Annotated in this window: 14 protein-coding genes and 1 pseudogene; 9 read left to right on the top strand and 6 right to left on the bottom strand. The window is 69.6% G+C overall.

The window, feature by feature from the left end; translation table 11 throughout:
- Positions 1-39: 39 nt before the first annotated feature.
- Complete coding sequence (gene rpsD / locus D7V93_RS13255) at positions 40-672, bottom strand: 30S ribosomal protein S4 (RefSeq protein ID WP_120643754.1); 633 nt, start codon at positions 670-672, stop codon at positions 40-42.
- Positions 673-1,009: 337 nt separating this feature from the next.
- Here rpsD and D7V93_RS13250 point away from each other — a divergent pair, with 337 nt between their 5' ends.
- Positions 1,010-2,800, top strand: coding sequence for a M4 family metallopeptidase (locus tag D7V93_RS13250; RefSeq protein WP_120643753.1), 1,791 nt, complete (start codon positions 1,010-1,012; stop codon positions 2,798-2,800).
- 73 nt (positions 2,801-2,873) lie between these two features.
- On the opposite strand, the gene D7V93_RS13245 is transcribed toward D7V93_RS13250, so the two are convergent.
- Positions 2,874-5,228, bottom strand: a complete 2,355-nt coding sequence (locus D7V93_RS13245) for an arylsulfatase (RefSeq protein ID WP_120643756.1) — start codon at positions 5,226-5,228, stop codon at positions 2,874-2,876.
- Between the two features lie 203 nt (positions 5,229-5,431).
- Positions 5,432-6,466 (bottom strand): aldo/keto reductase, encoded by a 1,035-nt coding sequence (locus D7V93_RS13240; RefSeq protein WP_120643752.1) that lies wholly within the window; start codon positions 6,464-6,466, stop codon positions 5,432-5,434.
- Between the two features lie 190 nt (positions 6,467-6,656).
- Here D7V93_RS13240 and D7V93_RS13235 point away from each other — a divergent pair, with 190 nt between their 5' ends.
- The 4 genes from D7V93_RS13235 to D7V93_RS13220 all read left to right on the top strand — a co-directional run bounded on the left by D7V93_RS13235 (position 6,657) and on the right by D7V93_RS13220 (position 12,125).
- Positions 6,657-8,453 carry an ABC transporter ATP-binding protein gene (locus D7V93_RS13235; RefSeq protein WP_120643751.1) on the top strand — a complete coding sequence of 599 codons (1,797 nt, stop codon included), beginning with the start codon at positions 6,657-6,659 and terminating at the stop codon, positions 8,451-8,453.
- Positions 8,450-10,261, top strand: coding sequence for an ABC transporter ATP-binding protein (locus tag D7V93_RS13230; RefSeq protein WP_120643750.1), 1,812 nt, complete (start codon positions 8,450-8,452; stop codon positions 10,259-10,261). Before D7V93_RS13235 ends, D7V93_RS13230 begins: the two co-directional genes overlap by 4 nt.
- A gap of 159 nt (positions 10,262-10,420) precedes the next feature.
- Positions 10,421-11,200, top strand: coding sequence for an SDR family NAD(P)-dependent oxidoreductase (locus D7V93_RS13225; RefSeq protein WP_120643749.1), 780 nt, complete (start codon positions 10,421-10,423; stop codon positions 11,198-11,200).
- Positions 11,201-11,246: 46 nt separating this feature from the next.
- Complete coding sequence (locus tag D7V93_RS13220) at positions 11,247-12,125, top strand: aldo/keto reductase (RefSeq protein ID WP_120643748.1); 879 nt, start codon at positions 11,247-11,249, stop codon at positions 12,123-12,125.
- A gap of 18 nt (positions 12,126-12,143) precedes the next feature.
- On the opposite strand, the gene D7V93_RS13215 is transcribed toward D7V93_RS13220, so the two are convergent.
- From D7V93_RS13215 to D7V93_RS13205, 3 genes are all read right to left on the bottom strand, one after another.
- Positions 12,144-12,581, bottom strand: coding sequence for an ASCH domain-containing protein (locus D7V93_RS13215; RefSeq protein WP_120643747.1), 438 nt, complete (start codon positions 12,579-12,581; stop codon positions 12,144-12,146).
- Positions 12,554-13,921, bottom strand: coding sequence for a GNAT family N-acetyltransferase (locus D7V93_RS13210; RefSeq protein ID WP_147451159.1), 1,368 nt, complete (start codon positions 13,919-13,921; stop codon positions 12,554-12,556). Before D7V93_RS13210 ends, D7V93_RS13215 begins: the two co-directional genes overlap by 28 nt.
- Positions 13,922-14,102: 181 nt before the next feature.
- Positions 14,103-14,699 carry a TetR/AcrR family transcriptional regulator gene (locus tag D7V93_RS13205; protein WP_158623730.1) on the bottom strand — a complete coding sequence of 199 codons (597 nt, stop codon included), beginning with the start codon at positions 14,697-14,699 and terminating at the stop codon, positions 14,103-14,105.
- A 106-nt stretch (positions 14,700-14,805) separates the two neighbouring features.
- Between D7V93_RS13205 and D7V93_RS13200 the strand changes: the two genes are divergently transcribed.
- From D7V93_RS13200 to D7V93_RS13185, 4 genes and pseudogenes are all read left to right on the top strand, one after another.
- On the top strand, positions 14,806-16,383 hold the full coding sequence (locus tag D7V93_RS13200) for an FAD-dependent oxidoreductase (protein WP_208723014.1): 1,578 nt from the start codon (positions 14,806-14,808) through the stop codon (positions 16,381-16,383).
- Between the two features lie 77 nt (positions 16,384-16,460).
- Positions 16,461-17,822 (top strand): spondin domain-containing protein, encoded by a 1,362-nt coding sequence (locus D7V93_RS13195; protein ID WP_120643744.1) that lies wholly within the window; start codon positions 16,461-16,463, stop codon positions 17,820-17,822.
- Positions 17,823-17,944: 122 nt separating this feature from the next.
- Positions 17,945-19,201 (top strand): hypothetical protein, encoded by a 1,257-nt coding sequence (locus tag D7V93_RS13190; RefSeq protein ID WP_120643743.1) that lies wholly within the window; start codon positions 17,945-17,947, stop codon positions 19,199-19,201.
- 228 nt (positions 19,202-19,429) lie between these two features.
- Positions 19,430-20,276, top strand: a pseudogene (locus tag D7V93_RS13185) (hypothetical protein); the annotation flags it as partial.

The following is a 20,276-nucleotide window of genomic DNA, read 5'->3' as shown; positions in this document are numbered from 1 at the left end:
CCCCCACGGCGGCCTCCGGGGGCACCCGAGCCCAGGGCCTCAGCTGCGCTGGGCGTAGTACTCGACGATGAAGGGCTCGTTCACGTCCACGGGGATCTCCTCGCGCTCCGGCAGGCGCACGAGGCGCATGCCCTCCCCTTCCCCCAGCACCTGCACGTAGGCGGGCACCTGCCGGGCCTTCATCCGGCCCAGGGCCTCCTGCACCGCCGCGAGCTTCAGGTGCGAGGCCTGGAAGCGCACCTCGTTGCCCGGCGTGAGCCGCAGGCTGGGGATGTCCACCCGACGGCCATCCAGTTGGAAGTAGCCGTGGCGCACGAACTGGCGCGCCTGGCGGATGCTCGTGGCCAGCCCCGCGCGCAGCACCAGCGCGTCCAGCCGGCGCTCCAGCAACTGCATCAGCACCTTGCCGGTGTTGCCCGGCGACCTGCGCGCCTCCAGGAAGGCGCCGCGGCACTGCTTCTCCAGCAGGCCGTAGTACAGCTTGAGCTTCTGCTTCTCCCGGAGCCGCTGCGCGAAGTCGCTCACCGACACCCGCGCCGTCGCGCCGTGCTGGCCGGGCGGATACGGCCTGCGCAGCACCGGGTCCTTGTCCGGATCCTTCGCGCTGATGCGCGACAGCGGAATCCCCAACCTCCGGCACAGCTTGCCTCGCGGTCCCCGTTCACGTGCCACGGCGTGTCCCTCCCTCGGCCCGGGCCGAGTTGAAATTGATAATCACTATCAATTTCAATACCCAGAAAGGGAGCAGTCGGTCAAGCTTCCAGCGACGGGCAGTGGGTGGACGACCGGGCCGGGAGGGCTCGAAAATGCTTCGAAATACAACCCGCGAAGCCGCCCTACCTACCGGTCGGGATGTTCTTTGCGGGAAATGTGGGACGAATACTTCACCAATGAAATCATGGGCCTGAGACACAAAAGGCCCTGTCGGATTCCCGCACACACGCAACCTTCGGGCGGCTGACCCGAGAATCAATTTGTTCGTCCCACTCCCCCGACCGAGACCTCCACCATGGCTCTTCGCACCGACCTCTCGAAGCCCGCCGTCATCCCCTCCCAGCGCACCGACGCGAAGCCCGCGAACACGGTCGCGAAGCCCACGGGCCCGGTGGGCATGAGCTCCCAGTCCAGCTTCAGCGTGGGCGCGCCCTCCAAGGCGAAGGCGACCGTGGCGCTGAACGGCGTGGGCACGAAGGTGACGCCGGGTCCGGTGGACCTGAGCAGCCCCCAGGCGCAGCAGGCCGTGCAGCAGACGGTCGCGTACGTGAACCAGAAGAACCCGCAGCTCACCGGCATCACGGGCGGCACGTCGTTCTCGCCGCGCTCGGTGGAGCGGGACCAGCTGGGCATGACGCACGTGCGGATGGACCGCATGCACGAGGGCGTGAAGGTCTCCGGCGAGCAGGTCATCGGCCACCTGGACGCGAAGGGCCAGTTCGACAGCCTGACGGGCGACGTGTCCACCATCCCCGTGGGCCTGGGCAAGTCGCCCACGAAGCTGAGCGCGAAGGACGCGCTGGCGCTGGCGCAGAAGGACTTCAACGGCGGCACGACCCGCCCGCCCACGGTGGAGCGTGAGATCGTGAAGGGCCGGGACGGCCAGTACCGCGCGGCCTACCACGTGACGTTGACGGACACGTCGGTGACGAGCGGCAAGGAGCCCCGGTCGATGAACTACTTCATCGACGCGAACACCGGCGCGTCCATCAAGCAGTTCAACACCATCAGCCACTTCGACCGGCCGGGCGTCACCCGCGCGGGCGGCGCGACGACCCCGTCGAAGACGCCCACGACCCCGCCCACCACCGGCGACAAGGGCCGCGCCACGGGCGTCGCGGACGACACCACGATGTACAGCGGCAAGGTGGACCTCGGCACGACGAAGAACAAGGACGGCACGTTCTCCCTGGACGACAAGACGCGCGGCAAGGGCATCGTGACCTACGACGCGAAGAACGCGGAGAACGCGTCCGGCACCACGGGCTTCACCGACAAGAACGACGTCTGGGGTGAGAAGGGCGACCCGACGCGCGCCGCCACCGCCGTGGACGCGCACTACGGCGCGGAGATGACGTACGACTTCTACAAGGACATCCTCGGCCGCGACTCCATCGACGGCAAGGGTGAGAAGCTCGTCTCCTACGTGCACACCGACGTGAACCTGGTGAACGCGTTCTGGGACGGCGAGAAGATGCAGTACGGCGACGGCGACGGGAAGGACTCCGGCCCGCTCACCACGCTGGACATCGCGGGCCACGAAATCAGCCACGGCCTCACCGAGCGCACCGCGGGCCTGGAGTACGAGGGCGAGTCCGGCGGCCTCAACGAGTCCTTCAGCGACATCATGGGGACGGGCGTGGAGTGGTACGCCAGCCAGAAGAACGCCGCGGTGAAGTTCGACTGGGCCGTGGGCGAGGACGCGTGGACGCCCAAGAACGGCGATAACACGGACGCCCTGCGCTACATGAACGACCCGACGTCGGACGGGTACTCCATCGACAACTACAAGAACTACCCGAAGCAGACGGAGGTGCACGGCTCCAGCGGCATCGCCAACAACGCCTTCTACCTGCTGACCGAGGGCGGCAAGAACAAGACGTCCGGCCTGGAGGTGAAGGACGGCATCGGCATGGAGAAGAGCCTGAAGATCTTCGGCCGCGCGCTCACCACGTACATGACGCCGCAGACGAACTTCACCCAGGCCCGCGCGGCCACGGTGAAGGCCGCCACCGACCTGTACGGCAAGGACTCCGTCGAGGTGAAGAAGGTGCAGGACGCCTGGACCGCCGTCGGCGTGAAGTAGTCACACCGCCTCTCCGCTTCGGGCCCGGACGGGCCTTCCCCCTCCCGTCCGGGCCCGGAGCCTGTCGCTTCCGCTACTGCTTCGCCAGGGCCGCGTTCTGTTCGGCCTTGGCGTCGCGCACGTGCTCGCCGGAGACGTCCACCGTCACCTGGTAGAGCGTGCCGGTGAACTCGAACGGCGCGGCGTAGCGCTGGCTCACCGACGAGCTCTCATCCCGGCCGCACGTCAGCCCCTCCCCCAGGCTGAGGATGAGCGGCATGGTGGCGGAGATGTCGCTCTGGGCCACCAGGTCTCCGTCGATGTAGAGCCGGCCGAGCCCGGGCGCGCCCCGCCCCGCCTTCAGGTCGGGCTTTCCGGTGGGCTCGAACTCGAACTTCAACTCCGAGCGGCCCTCGGGCACGTCCACCGCCGACTCGATGTGGAACTCCTGTTCGCCGACGAAGTTGTAGACGTAGTGCAGCTTCCCGTCCTGGACGAAGAAGGTGTAGCCGCCGGTGAGGCCGCCGTGGCACAGCAGCACCCCTTCCGCCCCGTCGCGCAGGTCCACCTCCGCGGTGATGGTGTGGGGGCGGTTGAGCACGTGCACGGCCGCGTTCTCCGGGGTGGGTGACGTGCGCGGGCGGTACACGTAGCGCTTGCGGTCCCGGGTGAGCTGCGGGCGCTCGAGGGCGAACACGGCGAGGGTCGGCGACGCGAGCGGCAGCACCTGGTAGCGCCCGGCTTCGGCGTACCAGAGGGCGATCATCTCGATGAGCTTGCCCCGGTTCTCCTTCGCCACGTTCTTCGTCTCGGAGGCGTCCTCGGAGACGCGGTACAGCTCCCAGCCGTTCGCATCCAGTTCGCGCAGCCGGTCCTCGTCGAGCGTCGCTTCCCCGAACCCCTGCCCGGCCTCCTTGAAGGAAGGGCCGGGGAACGGGCACACCGCGCGCCAGCCGTCGTGGTAGATGGCGCGGGTACTGAACATCTCGAAGTACTGCGTGTGGTGCCGGCTCTGGGCGTTCGCGTCGTTGAACGTGTGCCTGAAGCTGATGCCCTCGATGGGGGACTGGGTGACGCCCCGGATCTCATCCAGCGGCTCCAGGCCCAGGCAGTCCAGCACCGTGGGCACCATGTCGATGGCGTGCGCGTATTGCATGCGCACCTCTCCCTTCGCCTGGATGCCCTTGGGCCAGTGGACCAGGAACGGGTCGGTGGTGCCGCCCCGGTACACCTCCCGCTTCCAGCGGCGGAACGGCGTGTCCCCCGCCCAGGCCCAGCCCCACGGGTAGTGGTTGAAGTGCTTCGGCCCGCCCAGGTCGTCCAGCGCCGCCAGGTTCTGCTCCAGCGACTCCGGCGTGTTGTTGAAGAACTTCAGCTCGTTCACCGAGCCGTGCGGCCCACCCTCGGCGCTGGCGCCGTTGTCGGACAGCACCATGATGAGCGTGTTGTCCAACTCCCCCGTCTCCTCCAGGAACTTCAGCAACCGGCCGATGTGGTGGTCCGTGTGCTCCAGGAAGCCCGCGAACACCTCCATCATGCGGGCGTAGAGGCGCTGCTCCTCCGGAGGCAGCGAGTCCCACTCCTGTACGTCCGGATCATGCCGGGACAGCCGCGTGCCCTCCGGCAGCACGCCCATTTCCAGCTGCTTCTGGAAGACCCGCTGCCGGTACGCGTCCCAGCCGTCGTCGAACGCGCCCTGGTAGCGGTCCGCCCACTCCTTCGGCACGTGGTGGGGGGCGTGCATGGCGCCGGTGGCGAAGTAGAGGAAGAAGGGCTTGTCGGGCGCGACCTGCTTGGTGTCCGCGATGCAGTCGATGGCCTTGTCCACCAGGTCCGGGGTGAGGTGGTAGCCCTCCTCCGGCGTCGCGGGCGCGCGGATGGCGTGGTTGTCGTGGATGAGGTCCGGGTAGTACTGGTTCGTGTCCCCGCCCAGGAAGCCGTAGAAGCGCTCGAAGCCGCGGCCCAGCGGCCAGCGCGAGTACGGCCCGGCGGCGCTCGTCTGCTCCGCGGGGGTCAGGTGCCACTTGCCCACGGCATAGGTGTTGTAGCCCGCCTCCATCAACATCTCGGAGAGGAGGCCGTTCTCGAACGGGATGGTGCCGTTGTAGCCGGGGTAGCCCAGCGACGTCTCCGTGATGGTGCCCATCCCGTTGGAGTGGTGGTTGCGGCCGGTGAGGACGCACGAGCGCGTGGGCGAGCACAGCGCGGTGGTGTGCATGTTGTTGTAGAGCAGCCCGCCCCGGGCCAACCGGTCCAGGTTCGGCGTGCGGATGGGCGAGCCGTAGCAGCCCAGGTGCCCGAAGCCCGTGTCGTCCAGGATGATGAACAGGACGTTGGGTGCGCCGGGCTTCGAGCGCAGCGGCGAGGGCCACGCGGGGGACGACTGCTCCCACGTGCGACCGATGGTGCCGGGAAAGGGCCTGCCGGGTTTGTATTCCTTGAGGGACATGAGCGAGCGCGCCTCCACGCGAAGCGAAGCCCCGCCCGGCGGCCCTCGACCTCCGGGCACGCCGACGGTGACCTCGTGAACGTGAAGTGCTCAGCCGCGGAGCAAGCCGGACCTGCCCTCCGGACGGAGCCGGGCGACCCCAGGCCCCGCCCGCTTCCTTCGGTCACGCCGGGCACGCAAGGCCTGACGCGACGTCAGCGGCCTCACGTCACCGGGAAGGGGTTGCGCTCGGCGAACTGCCGCTGGTGGAAGTACGGGTAGGGCCAGGGCACGTTGCTCGCGGCATCCAGCGTGGCCACCTGCGCGGGCGTGAGGTTCCAGCCGATGGCGCCCAGGTTCTGGCGCAGCTGCTCCTCCGTGCGCGCGCCGATGATGACGTTGGCCACGGTGGGCCGCTGGAGCACCCAGTTGAGCGCGACCTGCGGGACGGTCTTGCCCGTCTCCTTCGCGACGACGTCGAGCGCGTCCACCACCTTGAACAGGTACTCCTCCGGCACCTGCGGGCCTCCGCTGGCGGTGGCCGGGTTGTTCAGGCGGGTCGTCTCCGGGCGCGCCTGGCCCCGGCGCAGCTTCCCCGTCAGCCGGCCCCAGCCCAGCGGGCTCCACACCACCGCGCCCACCTTCTGGTCCTGCGCGAGCGGCATCAGCTCCCACTCGTAGTCGCGGCCGACGAGCGAGTAGTACGCCTGGTGCGCCACGTAGCGCGCCAGGTTGTAGCGCTCCGACACCGCGAGCGACTTCATCAGGTGCCAGCCGGAGAAGTTCGAGCAGCCGATGTAGCGGATCTTCCCCGCGCGCACGAGGTCGTCCAGCGTGTTGAGCGTCTCCTCCACCGGCGTCGTCGCGTCGAAGCCGTGGAGCTGGAACAGGTCGATGTAGTCCGTCTTCAGCCGGCGCAGGCTGCCTTCCACCGCGCGGGTGAGGTGGAAGCGCGAGGAGCCCACGTCATTGGGCCCGTCGCCCGCGCGGAACGTCGCCTTGGTGGAGATGAGCGCCTGGGCGCGGCGGCCGTGGAGGGCCTGCCCGAGGATCTCCTCCGCGAGCCCGCCGGAGTACACGTCCGCGGAGTCGAACAGGTTCACGCCCGCCTCCAGCGCGATGTCCACCAGCCGCGTGGCCTCCTTCACGTCGCTGGAGCCGAAGCCCTTGAAGAACTCGTTCGAGCCGCCGAACGTGCCCGTGCCCAGGCTGAGGACGGGGACCTTGAATCCAGAACCACCCAGCTGTCGGTACTCCATGACCTTCACCTCGTGACGGTTCGAAAACAGGCGGCCCACGTAACGGGGGGTGGCGCGACGCGCAACCGTGTTTGTGCCCCCGTGTCGCCCGCGCGTCGTGCTTGAAGCGGCCGGAGCGCACGCCCAATATGCGCACGCCTCCGGGCCTCCGAGCCTGCGAGCTTCGGGCGGAGAGGCAGGGGTCCACCACGTGAGCACGTCAGCGCCGCCATCATCGGGCCGCCCCGCGGGAGGCTTCGCCGCCATCCTGCGGGCCTTGCGCTACCTGCGCCGCTACCGTCTGGAAGCGCTGGGCGCCCTGCTGTCCCTGCTGCTGGTGTCGGTGGCGAACCTGGGCGCCCCGCAGATGATCCGCATCGCCATCGACCAGGGGCTCGCTCGAGGGGAGCGCCGCCCGGTGATGCTGGCGGTGGGAGGCCTCGTCGCCATCGCGCTGGGGCGGGGGCTGTTCAACTTCCTCCAGGGCTACCTGGCGGAGCGCGCGTCGCAGGGCGTGGCGTTCGATCTGCGCGACGCGCTCTTCGCGCGCATCCAGCGGCTCTCCTTCAGCTACTACGACCAGGCGCAGACGGGGCAGCTGCTCACGCGGCTCACCAGCGACGTGGAGGCGGTGCGCACCTTCGTGGGCAGCGGCGCGGTGCAGTTCGTGGCGGCGGCGGCGATGGTCGCGGGCTGCACAGGGCTGCTGCTGTGGTTGGATCCGGTGCTGGCCCTGGCCGCGCTCCTGTCCGTGGTCCCCATCCTCTTCCTGCTGCGCTCGTTCACGACGAGGATGCGGCCCCTGTTCGGCCAGCTCCAGGCGCTGCTGGGCACGCTCAACACCACGCTCCAGGAGGACCTGCGCGGGCTGCGCGTGGTGCGCTCCTTCTCCGGCGAGGCGCGGGAGGTGGAGCGCTACGGCCGGACGAACGAACAGCTGCGCACGCAGAACCTGCGGCTGGTGGACGCGCTGGCCAACAACTTCCCCTTCGTCAGCTTCTTCGCCAACCTGGGGACGCTGATGGTCGTGGGCGTGGGCGGCTGGCGCATCTTCCACCAGCAGCTCTCGCTGGGGGAGCTGCTGGCCTTCAACAGCTACCTGGCCTTCCTGCTGATGCCGCTGATGACGCTGGGCTTCCTCGCGGCCAGCCTGTCGCGGGCGAGCGCGTCCGCGCTGCGCGTCTTCGAGCTGCTCGACACGGCGGTGGAGGTGACGGACCGCCCGGGCGCCGTGCCGCTGCCGCCGCTGCAGGGCCGCATCGAGCTGCGCGACGTGCGCTTCCGCTACGCGGGCAGCGAGCGGGAGATCCTGCGCGGCGTGAGCGTGACGCTGGAGCCCGGACAGTTGGTGGCGGTGCTGGGGACGACGGGCTCCGGCAAGAGCACGCTCATCAACCTGCTGCCGCGCTTCTACGACGTCACCGGGGGCGCGGTGCTGCTGGACGGGCACGACGTGCGGGACGTGACGCTCGCCAGCCTGCGCTCGCAGATGGGCGTGGTGCTGCAGGACGCGCTGCTGTTCTCCGGCACGGTGCGCGACAACATCGCCTACGGCCACCCGGACGCGACCCAGGCGCAGGTGGAGGCGGCGGCGGAGGCGGCGCAGGCGGCGGAGTTCATCCGCGAGCTGCCGCAGGGCTACGACACGGTGGTGGGCGAGCGGGGCGTGGGGCTGTCGGGCGGACAGCGGCAGCGACTGGCCATCGCGCGGGCGCTGCTCACCGACCCGCGCCTGCTCATCCTGGACGACAGCACGTCGGCGGTGGACGCGCGGACGGAGACGGCCATCCAGGGCGCGCTGGACACGCTGATGCGGGACAAGCGCAGGACGGCGCTGGTCATCGCCCAGCGCATCAGCACCGTGCGCGACGCGGACCTCATCCTCGTGCTGGACGAGGGGCGCATCGCCGCGCAGGGCCGGCACGAGGAGCTGACGGCGACGAGCGAGCTGTACAACGACATCCTCGGGTCGCAGCTCCAACCCGCGCGCCAGGAGGGAGCGGCATGAGGCGGCCAGGGGACATCGAGTCGCTGGCGGCGCTGGAGTCCGGGCGCGCGGTGCGGCGCGGCAAGGTGCTGCGGCGGCTGGTGGGCGAGCTGCGCCCGCAGGCGCGCATGCTCGGGGTGGCGCTGGGCTTCATCCTGGTGGGCGCGCTGTGCCAGGCGGCGGGGCCGTACCTGGTGAGCCGGGCCATCGACCACGACATCGGCGCGGGGGACGGGCGCGGGCTCACCCGGACGCTGGCGGCGCTGTTCGTCGTCTACGCGGTGGGCGCGCTGGCGCAGCGGGCGCAGACGCGGCGGGTGGGCCACGCCGGGCAGCACGTGCTGGCGGACCTGCGCAAGCGCCTCTTCGAGCGGCTCCAGCACCTGCCGCTCGCGTGGTTCGACCGCCGGCCCCTGGGCGACCTGATGAGCCGCGTGGCCAGCGACGTGGACACGCTCAACCAGCTCTTCGCGCAGGGGCTGACGCAGCTGTTGGGGTCGCTGCTGGGGCTCGTGGGCGTGCTCGTCGCGATGCTGGCGTTCAACGCGCGGCTGGCGCTGGCGTGCTTCTCCATCATCCCGGCCATCCTGTTCACCACCTGGTTCTTCGCGTCGCGGGCGCGCAATGCCTACCGCAAGACGCGCCAGACGGTGGGTGACGTGACGGCCAACCTCCAGGAGGAGATTGGAGGCGTGCGGCAGGCGCAGGCGTTCAACCGCACGGAGAAGAACATCGAGCGCTTCCGCGACCGCAACGCGGCCAACCGCGACGCGAACGTGGCGGCGGTGGGCATCACCTCCGCGTTCTCACCGGCCATCGACCTGCTGTCCACGCTGTCCACCGCGCTCGTGATTGGCTACGGCGGCATCCTGGTGCTGGCGGGCCAGCTCACCGTGGGAGGCGTGGCCGCGTTCCTCATCTACGTGGCGCAGTTCTTCCGGCCGGTGCAGCTGGCCGCGTCCGTGGCCACGCTGATGCAGGCGGCCCTCGCGGGAGCGGAGCGCATCTACGCCATCCTCGACGAGGCGCCGGAGCCGCCGGACGTGGCGGGCGCGGTGGAGCTGGGGCCGCTGAAGGGCCAGGTGGTGTTCGAGGGGGTGTCCTTCGGCTACGACCCCGCGCGGCCCGTGGTGCGCGACGTGTCCTTCCGCCTGGAGCCCGGCCAGACGCTGGCGCTGGTGGGCCACACCGGCGCGGGCAAGACGACCGTGGCCAGCCTCGTCCCGCGCTTCTACGACGTGACGGCGGGCACGGTGCGCATCGACGGGGAGGACGTGCGGCAGGTGACGCGCGCAAGCCTCCGCCGCCAGATGGCGCTGGTGCTCCAGGAGCCGTTCCTCTTCAGCGGCAAGGTCGCGGACAACATCGCCTACGGGAAGCCCGGCGCCACCCGCGAGGACGTGGAGGCCGCGGCGAAGGCGGTGCACGCGCACGACTTCATCCTGCGGCTGCCCCAGGGCTACGACACCGTCATGGGCGAGGGCGGCGCCACGCTCAGCCAGGGCCAGCGGCAATTGCTCGCGTTCGCGCGCGCGGTCATCGCGGAGCCCCGGGTGCTCATCCTCGACGAGGCGACGGCGAACATCGACACGCGCACGGAGGCGCTCATCCAGATGGCGCTCGGCCGGCTGCTGTCGGGCAGGACGAGCATCGTCATCGCGCACCGGCTCAACACCATCCGCCACGCGGACCTCATCCTGGTGCTGGAGCAGGGCGCCGTCGTGGAGCGCGGCACCCACGAGGAGCTGCTCGCGAAGGGGGGCGTCTACGCGGACCTCTACCGCCAGCAGTTCCACGACGTGCCCCAGAAGGCCCAGGCGCTCGGCTGAAGCACGAGCGGGTTGCGCGGACGGTGGCCCCCCGTTACCCAGCGGGCAGGGGTGCGTCCTCGCGGCTTCTTGAGGGTTCGTGCGCTTCGCGGTCCGGGTCGCCATCTCCAGCATTCATCGCGGCACGGCGCCCTTTTTCCCCACTGGCAGGGAGCAGACATGGCAGGCATTCGAGGGACAGCACTGGTGACGGGCACCTCCGCGGGAATCGGCGCGGTGTACGCGCGGCGGCTGGCGGCGCTCGGGTATGACCTGGTCCTCGTCGCGCGGCGCGAGGACCGGCTCGCGGCGCAGGCGGCGGAGCTGAAGGCGGCGCACGGCATCCGCGCGGAGGTGCTGCGGGCGGACCTCACGGCGGACGGCGACATCCACCGGGTGGCCGCGCGCGCGGCGGGAGAGGACATCTCCCTGGTCATCAACAACGCGGGCGTCGGGGGTTACGGGCCCTTCGCGCAGGTGGAGCCCGAGGCCCTGGAGGGGCTGGCGCACCTGCACATCCTGGCGCCCATGCTGACCACCCGGGCGGCGCTGCCCGGCATGCTGGCGCGCGGGCGGGGCGCGGTCATCAACGTCGCCTCCCTGCTGGCCTTCTCCGGCGCGATGCCCCCGGGTCCCCTGCCCCACCGGGCCACGTACGCGGGCGCGAAGGCGTTCCTCGTCCACTTCACCCGCACGCTCGCCGGAGAGCTGCGCGGCACGCCGGTGCGTGCGCAGGTCGTCTGTCCGGGAATGACGGCCACCGAGTTCAACGGCGGCTACCCCGGCACGATGTCCCCGGAGGACGTCGTCACCGCCTCGCTCGTGGCGCTGGAGCGCGGCGAGACGGTCTGCGTTCCCGGGCTGGCGGCCGCGGAGGCGCTCACGGCCCTGGAGCAGGCGGAGGCCGGAATGCTGCTGGGATCCAGCACCCGGCTCGCCAGCCGCTACCGCACGTCCTGACATCCCCCCTTCACGTCACTTCAAGCACTTCTCAGGAGGAAGACCCATGAGCGGCACTTCAACGCGTCCCGTGGAGAAGAGCGGCACCTTCAAGCTGGGCGGCGACCTGCCCGTCCACCGGCTGGGCTATGGCGCCATGCAGCTCACCGGCCCCGGCATCTGGGGCCCGCCCAAGGACCGCGCGGAGGCGGTGCGCGTTCTGCGCCGCGCGCTGGAGCTGGGCGTGGACTTCATCGACACCGCGGACTCCTACGGGCCCTACTTCAGCGAGGAGATCATCGCGGAGGCCCTGCACCCCTACGCGAAGGGCGTGGTGGTGGCGACGAAGGCGGGCCTCGTGCGCACGGGCCCCAACGAGTGGCACCCGGTGGGCGCGCCGAAGTACCTGCGCCAGCAGCTGGAGCTGTCGCTGCGCCGGCTGAAGCTGGAGCGCATCGACCTGTACCAGCTGCACCGCATCGACCCGAAGGTGCCGGTGGAGGAGTCGCTGGGCGAGCTGAAGGCGCTCCAGAAGGAGGGGAAGATCCGCCACATCGGCCTGTCGGAGGTATCGGTGGAGGAGATCCAGCGGGCGCGCAAGGTGGTGGACGTGGTGTCGGTGCAGAACCGCTACAACCTGACCGACCGCGTGCACGAGAAGGTGTTGGACTACTGCGAGAAGGAGAACCTGGGCTTCATCCCCTGGTTCCCCCTGGCGACGGGCGGGCTGGCGAAGCCGGGCGGCACGCTCGACGCGGTGGCGAAGAAGCACAACGCCACGCCCTCGCAGATCGCCCTCTCGTGGCTGCTGGCGCGCTCGCCGGTGATGCTGCCCATCCCGGGCACGTCCTCCGTGAAGCACCTGGAGGAGAACCTCGCGGGCGCGGAGGTGAAGCTCGGCAAGGAAGAGCTGGCGGCCGTGGACGCGCAGGCGTCGGGCCGCTGAGCAGTCACACACCTGACCTCAGGTGACGAGCGCCCTCCGCCCACGAATCTTCGTGAAGGCGTGGGCGCTCAGGTAGGCGTAGCTCTGGGGCGCGCGCATCTCGGGCGTGATGTCTCCCAGGGGGAAGGGCTTCTGGAATACGTGGACCTTCCCCACCCGGATCGCGACACCTCCCTCGCAGTGCGAGAAGTATCGGTCGTAGTCCTCCTTCAGGATTGCTCCCTCCCGCGAATAGCGACGCCAGAGCTGTGCGGGAGGCGCCTCGTCGATGCCAAGGATCTCGAAGAACCCGACGACCTGCTTCACTGGGCTGGAGGAGTAGACGACGACGTGTGACACCTCCCGGCGGAAGGCACGCTTCCGGAATTCGACCCGCTTGAGGCCATCCAGGATGGGCGTCGCATAGCGAGGCTGGATGGGCAGCAGGACTACAGCCCGAGGCGGCGGCGGAGCCATTCACGACCTCCCTGCTGGACCGTGGTGATGGACTGCGGAGGGCCGTTGAGCACTCCGTTGCGACAGAGATCCCCCAGGAGGATGGGCTCCTTCAGGATGACGGCTTGTCGGAAGTGGATGGCGAGCACTTCGGCATTCGAGCATAGCGCTTCGATGTCGCGAAGAGAGAAGACCGTCCGCTTCCCCACTGCGGCGGCGATCTCGCGGGCATCGGCGGACGCCAGCGTCTGTTCCGCGACACCCATGACCGTCACGGCCTTTCGGGACTGACTCAAATAAAAGAGCAGCGGGGCTCCGGGCCCAATCTGCCGGGTCAGTGCCCGGCACAGGTACACCTTGCGCAGCCCATTTCCGAAAGGGTGGGCTCCTGGTTCGAGCGAGAGCTGAGAGTCCGCATCCGGGAAGAGCAGGTGATGGAACCGTGGCTCGATGGGGATGATGAAGGCAGGGGCATCAAACCTCATCGAGGGAGGACCATGGCGCACGTGGAAATCAAGCGGTGCAATTTCCTCGGATGCCTCCACAGGCTTCAGTTGCTTCACGAGGATGAGTTCACCGGTTTCCGTGCGCCCTTCCACCCGGAAGCCAAAGTCCTCGAACACGGCAATCAGGGCGCCCTGACGCTCGTAAGCCGTCACGTAGACAAACGCGTGCCCGTTCTTCGAGACATGCTCGAAGACGCTCTTGAGCAGAAGCTCTCCCAAGCGTCGCCCCTGATGCGCGGGCGCGACCTTGAACGTGCAGAGCTTCAGGGTTCGTCCCTTGAATCCCAGGACGCCCTCCTCATCCTTGATAAGACAGAGCGCCGCCAGGCGATGCCCCTGTCCCCGCACCACCCAGCATCGGCGGTGCTCCTCCTGACACTTGCGGAGCCATGAGTCGAACGGAGGGTAGTCACCCCGAAGGCTGTCGAAGAAGGGGTCCTCCACATCGACATCATGAGCAAACGTGAATTCAACCGCGGGCGGAGGCTGGGCGAACGTGTCGCGCAATCCCTGCAGCATCCCCAGGGCTTCTTCCACCGTGGCGACACGCTCGTTCAGGCCGACTCGCTTCGCCTTCCGGTGGATGCGGAGGTCTTCGGTCACCAATACGCCCACCGCATTGGACCGCACGGCCGCCAGCAGCTGGTGATCCACCCAGTCATTCGAGTGGATTTCCGGACTCCCCAGGATCTCAGCCCAGCCGGCCGGTACAGGCGGCGGTGCGGGAAGCGAAAGATACTTTCCGAGCAGCAATTCCCGAAGCTGGCGGCGCCCTTCATCGCGGTCTCGCTCGACATCCACCTTCATGGCCGGATGGATGAAGAGCTGATAGCGAGCGTCTTCAATGGCTCTCAAAAGGGTGGCGGCGGGCTTCGTCAGCTCTTCGATTTGCGCAGGCGACGTGGGCTCCAGCGGGATCAGGACATTCGTATCGATCAGGACTTTCGTGGCGTCCCCCTCAGTGCTGTCATGAGCCGCCGAGCCTACTCACGCCTCTGACACTCGCCCCTTGCGTCGGGCCGCTGAGCCCCGCGCGTCACTTCCGCTTCACGTAGCGCAGGAGGAGCGTCACCAGCTCCTCCTGGAGCGCCCCCTGCGTCAGGGCCTCGGGGCGCTCCACCACCGCGCGGTGGATGACCGCGTGGGACACCGTGTCGATGATCCACAGGGCCAGCTCCGGGTCCGGGACATCGGTGGGGTACTTGCGGAACGCCTCCAGCATCGGCGCGTCCTCCGGGCTCCCCTGCCGGGAGCGGCGCGCGGGCAGCTCCTCCGTCAGCGCGTGGTGCAGCTTCGGATTCACCGCGTGCGCCGCGAAGCCCAGCGCCACCAGCGTCCGGATGAGGTCCTCCAGGTTCGCGAACGTCCGCGTCGCCAGCACCTCCGCCGCGGCCTTGCGCTGCTCCTTCACGTGCCGCCGCGACACCTCCGCGACCAGCGCCTCCTTGCCAGGGAAGAACTGGTACAGCGAGGCCACGTTGACGCCCGCGCGCTCCGCGATGCGGTTGGTCGTCAGCTTCGCGTACCCGTCGCGCACCAGAATGTCAGCCGTCGCCTGCACCAGCGCGTCCACCGTCGCGCGCGAGCGCTCCTGGAGAGGCGTCTTCCGAGGGGAAAACTTCGCGCGCGGCATGCCGGGCTCCTGGGGCGGGAACGCAAGCTGACAACATAAGCACTTCCTTACATTCTCGTCTCCATCGCTTCCGGGGCGCCAGGGCCCCTCGCGACAGGAGCTGTCCATGACTCGCGCAACGCCACAGGTGCTGATTGTCGGAGCCGGCCCCACGGGCCTCACGCTCGCCTGCGACCTCGCGCGCAGGGGTGTGGCCCTGCGCATCGTGGACGCGGCGCCCGTCCCCTTCGTGGGCTCGCGCGGCAAGGGGCTCCAGCCGCGCACGCTGGAGGTGCTGGAGGACCTGGGCGTGCTCGACGCCGTGCTCGCGGCCGGCAATGCCTATCCCCGCCTCCGCATCCACTGGCGGCGCTTCGTCGTGGGGCACTGGACGCTGGTCCCGCATGGGGTCGCGACGCCAGACGTGCCCCACCCCAGCACCTGGCTCGTGCCGCAGGCGCGCACCGAGGGCATCCTGCGCGACCGGCTGGAAGCGCTCGGCCACGCGGTGGAGTACGGCACCGCGCTCACCGACTTCACCCAGGATGACGGCGGCGTCACCGCCACCCTCACCCGCGACGGCACCCCGGAGGTCGTCCGCGCGGAGTACCTGGTGGGCTGCGACGGAGGCCACAGCCGCGTGCGCAAGGCGCTGGGCGTGGGCTTCCATGGGGAGACGCGCGAGGAGGAGCGCATGGTCGTGGGCGACGTGCGCGTGGACGGACTGGACCGCGACCACTGGCACGTGTGGCCCTTCGCGAAAGGCGGCGCCGTGGCCCTGTGCCCCCTGCCCGGCACGGACCGCTTCCAGCTCGTCCTCAACGTGAAGCCCGGCACTCCGGTGCCGGAGCTCACCGAGGCCGCCCTCCACCAGCGCCTCCAGGACGCGGCCCGGCCCGGCGCGCGGCTGCGCCTGCACGACGCGAGCTGGCTGTCCGTGTTCCGCCCCAACGTGCGCATGGTGGACCGCTACCGCGTGGGCCGCGTCCTGCTCGCGGGCGACGCCGCGCATGTCCATCCTCCCGCCGGAGGCCAGGGCCTCAACACCGGCGTCCAGGACGCATACAACCTGGGCTGGAAGCTGGGCCACGTCCTCGCGGGCGCGGCGCCGGCCCTGCTCGACACCTACGAGGCGGAGCGGCTGCCCATCGCCGCGAGCGTGCTCGGGCTGTCCAAGCAACTCCACCAGAAGCTGCGCCAGGGCGGCATGCGTCCGCAGCGCCGTGGGGCGGAGACCCAGCAACTGGGCCTGCACTATCGCGGCGGGCCGCTCGCCCCCTCGTCGGAGGGCGACACGTCGCGGCTGCGCGCGGGAGACCGGGCCCCGGATGCGCCATGCGTGGAGGCCATGGGACGCCCTTCGCGCCTGTTCGACGCCTTTCGCGGCCCCCACTGGACGCTGCTCGCCTTCGGGCCGGCGCACGAGGACGCGCCCGCGTGGGCCCGCTCGCGCTTCGGTGACGCCGTGCACGCCTTCCACGTCCGCACGGGGGGCGACTCCCGCGACGTGGGCGCCCTGCTCGATGCGGGCGGACACGCGCACCGGGCCTACGACGTCAGCGCGGGCGCGCTGGTGCTGGTGCGTCCGGACGGCTACGTGGGGCACGTCTCCCGCCCTGGGAGCCGCGCGGCGCTGGAGCAATTCCTGGCGCCGCTCCTGCCCGCGCGCGTACGGACCGGACAGGCGGTTGGATTCCGGCCGTAACCGAACCCTTCAGGGGTGCGTAGTGAGGGCAAGCTCGTGACGCCTCGCACTGCCGCGAGGCCCTGGAGAACCCCACCATGTTCCACCGCTCCCTTCGCGGAGGCGCTGCCTCCGTTGCCGCCCTCGGCCTGCTCACGCTGTCCGCCTGTGGCTCCGACACCGGGTCCACGCGGCTGCGCGTGCGCATCGAGAACGTGGCGCCCTTCCAGCAGCTCAAGTCCGGCATGTTCAACACGAAGCTGAGCGGCACCGCGCCGGGCCCGCTGGCCCCGGGGGATGTCTACGAGTTCAGCTTCACCGCGGGCGCGAACCACCGGCTGTCCTTCGTCTCCATGTTCGGCCAGTCCAACGACTGGTTCTTCGGCACGGACCCCAAGGGCATCGCGCTGTATTCCAATGGCCAGCCGCTGTCCGGCGACATCACCTCGCAGGTGTACCTGTGGGACGCGGGCACGGAGGTGGACGAGGAGCCCGCCGTGGGTCCGCACACCGGCCCGAAGCAGGCGTCGTCCACGGATGGCCCGGGCGCGCAGGACCCCAACCCGAACGTGCGGCGCCTGGGCACGCCGCCCCGGCTCACCAGTGGCCAGACGTTCAACCTGCCCCCGGTCGCGTCGATGATCCGCGTGAGCGTGGCGTCCAACGCGGCGACGCAGAAGTTCACCGTGCGCATCGAGAACGTGTCCGACGACCGCGTCACCCTGAGCACCACCGAGGGCATCAAGCCCGTGCGCATCTCGCCGGGAGTGTGGACGGTGAGCGCGGGCAACGAGCCGCTCTTCACCGAAGGCCAGAAGGACCGGGGCCAGGGCCTGGAGGCCATCGCGGAGATGGGGAACGTCTCTGGCCTGTCCGCCGTGCTCGCGCCGCTCAGTGGCGTGGCGACGCCGCTGTCTCCGGGCGTCTATGCGCTGCACAACGCCGCCGCGCCGCTGTTCACCGTGGGCGCGCCGGACCGGGGCCAGGGCCTGGAGGCCATCGCGGAGATGGGCGACATCTCCCGGCTGTCGAGCGCCGTGTCCATGAGCCCGCCCGCCGGCGTGCGCGTGTCCGGCACCTTCAACATGCCCGTGGACGCGTCCGCCCCCGGCCCCATCACCCCGGGCCACGCCTACCAGTTCGACGTGGACGCCAGGCCGGCGGACCGGCTGTCCTTCGCGGTGATGTTCGGCCAGTCCAACGACTGGGTCTTCGGGCCGGATGAGCAGGGCATCGCGCTGTTCGACGACGCGAGCATGCCGGTGACGGGCGACGTGACCTCCCAGGTCTACCTCTGGGACGTGGGCACGGAGCAGGACGAGGAGCTCGCGGTGGGCCCGCATCTGGGCCCGCCGGAGGGGGCCCTGGACCGCGACAACACCGTGCGCCGGGTGCCCGTGACGCAGTACGCGCCCCCCGTGTCCCAGCACCTGCGCGTCACCGTCACCGAGGTCCCGTAGGAAAGAATGCAAAACAACTCCGGGGCCCGCTTCCTCTTTCATGAAGAGGTCACGCGGGCCCCGAGCCGTCTGGGGGGCGAGGCCCGCGCGACCGCTTTTGCCTGGTGATGGGGCCCGCCGCGATGCAGCTCTACCTGGGGAAGGATGGCAAGCCCCTGTCGGAGGCTGATCAGCGCAAGGTGTCCGAACAGCTCACCGACGCCGCCTTCCGGCGCGCCGTGTGGACCGGCGCGCTGACGGGCCTGCTGATGCCGTCCCGTCCCTCGCGGGACATGGACGCGGCCGTCGTCAACCAGAAGGGCTCCACGATTGAAGGGCCCATCTACAAGACGAAGTCCGCGGACCAGGAGTCGCGCCTCTATGCCTCCGTCGTCGTCCCGGAGGCCAATGGCAAGAAGCACGTGGAGTTCGTCGAGGTGAGCCCGGACAACCCTCGGGTGAAGGATGCGCTGAAGCAGCAGCCCGCGAAGCTCACGTCCCAGGTGGACGCGGACACGGCGCTCGCCATCTCGCGCTACCAGTACCGGTTGAACGACGCGGGCCGCAAGGAATTGGCGGTGAAGGCAAACACCTTCGCCGCGGCGAAGGTGCGGCTGGACGCGGAGACGGCGCGGCTCCGGAACACCGAGACGACAAAGCCGACGACGACCACGAAGCCGACGACGACCACGAAGCCGCTCGAGCCCACCACCACGAAGCCGCTCGAGCCCTCGAAGAAGGTGGCCCTGCGGGAGACGAAGGAGGGCGTGGTCCTGGACGGGGGCAAGGTGCCCATCGCGGACCGCACGCTGGAGTACCCGGAGCTGCGCTTCACCCCTTCGGACCTGGGCCCCGTGGGGCGCTTCACCGAATACCTGACGGAGAAGGGCCTCAAGACAAACGGCTCCGCGCAGATCGCGGAAGGCAACTCGCGCATCGTGCTGGAGCACCCGGCGTTCCCGGACAAGGTCATCAAGATCTACAGCAAGAACAAGATCCCCGACTACAACACGCAGGTCCCCTACCTCCTGCAGCGGGAGCTGGCGCTGGAGTCCTTCCTGAAGGACAGCGGCGTGCGCGTCGCGAAGATCGACCGCGACCCGGCGCTGCTCAGCCGGGGCATCGTCGTGCAGGAGAAGGTGAAGGCCGTGCCCTACGCCGAGGTGCGCGACACGCTGCCGCCCGCCGTGCGCGAGCAGTTGGACGCCCGCATCCAGGGGCTCAAGGACCGCTACAACGACGCGCTGTTCAAGGACTACGCGGCCCGCTCCGGCAAGCCGCTCACCACGCGCGAGGCGCCCAACAAGCCCATCACCCCCGCGGGGTTCGACCTGAACATCGGCAACGTGTTGCTGGACACGTCCAAGCCGACGCCTGAGCTCGTCATCATCGACTGGTAGTGGCGGCGGGTCACCCCGCCGCCCGCGAGGCGTGCCCACCCACTTCTGCTGGGTTGCTTCGGAGGGTCCGCCGGGACGCCCTACCCGTAGGCCGAAGTGGGTAAAGGGGGCGCCTCCATCCTCCACCAGCGACTTCCAGGCTTCATGCGGTAAGCCCGCATTGCTGGTTTAAATCCTTTCATGCCATTCATTCGCACGAATCCAAACGGCGCCTGTGAAAGGACTTGAATGCCCACCCTGAACCAAAACCCCTGGCTGCGTGGCCTGACGCGAGCGGTCCCACTCTCCGCGCTGGTGATGTTGGCGAGTGGCTGGACGAATGCGCTACCCCACCTCCAGCCGGGCACTCCGGAAGCGAAGACGGTGGAGGCGGGCTCCCTGCGCCTTGGACAGTCCCTGCGTGGGTCCGGGGCGCTGAAGCAACGCGCGGTGACCCTGGACCTGTCGGATGACGGCCAATATCAATTCCTGCTCACCCGGCTGCGGGCCGCGGGCAAGACGCCGCAGAAGGCGCCCTACCTGCACGAGCGGCTGTCCGCCGTCCGCGCGCGCCAGCAGGAGCGGGCCCGGACGGCCGGGGCCACCGCGGCCCGTGCCGATGCCGCCCCCGCCTGGTGCGACCACGACATCTTCTTCAATGACGAGGTCCCCGACCTGAAGCAGCGGAAGATCCACTACGAAACCAACGTGCTGGTGACGTGCAGGGGCGGCGCCAACTACGTCTTCGCGGACCTCAACGCCTACGAGACGGACGTCAAGGGCAGCTACAACAAGCTCATCGATTCGTCCTCGGGCGAGGAGTACAGCGACGGCCGCTACTTCACCCAGGTGCGGCTCAACAGCACGGTGGACGTGGGCACGGTCCTGCGCATGGACTCCACGATGATTGCCTCGGACGTCTTCACGGGCGAGGAGCAGGTCACCTTCTACGAGCTGTCCGCCTCCGCGCTCAGCGTCGCGCCAGGCCTGACCCTGACGCATCCGAGCCAGCGGACGGGCGGCTCCGCCTCGCCCATCTGGATGTGCCAGCTGCGCGGCGGTGCGGATTGTGACTACTCCATCGCGGGCCAGACAC

The sequence above is a fragment of the Corallococcus llansteffanensis genome (genome assembly GCF_003612055.1).
Classification (GTDB): domain Bacteria; phylum Myxococcota; class Myxococcia; order Myxococcales; family Myxococcaceae; genus Corallococcus; species Corallococcus llansteffanensis.
Note: the sequence above shows the minus strand (reverse complement) of the source record. Positions and strands in the feature narration are given on the sequence as shown.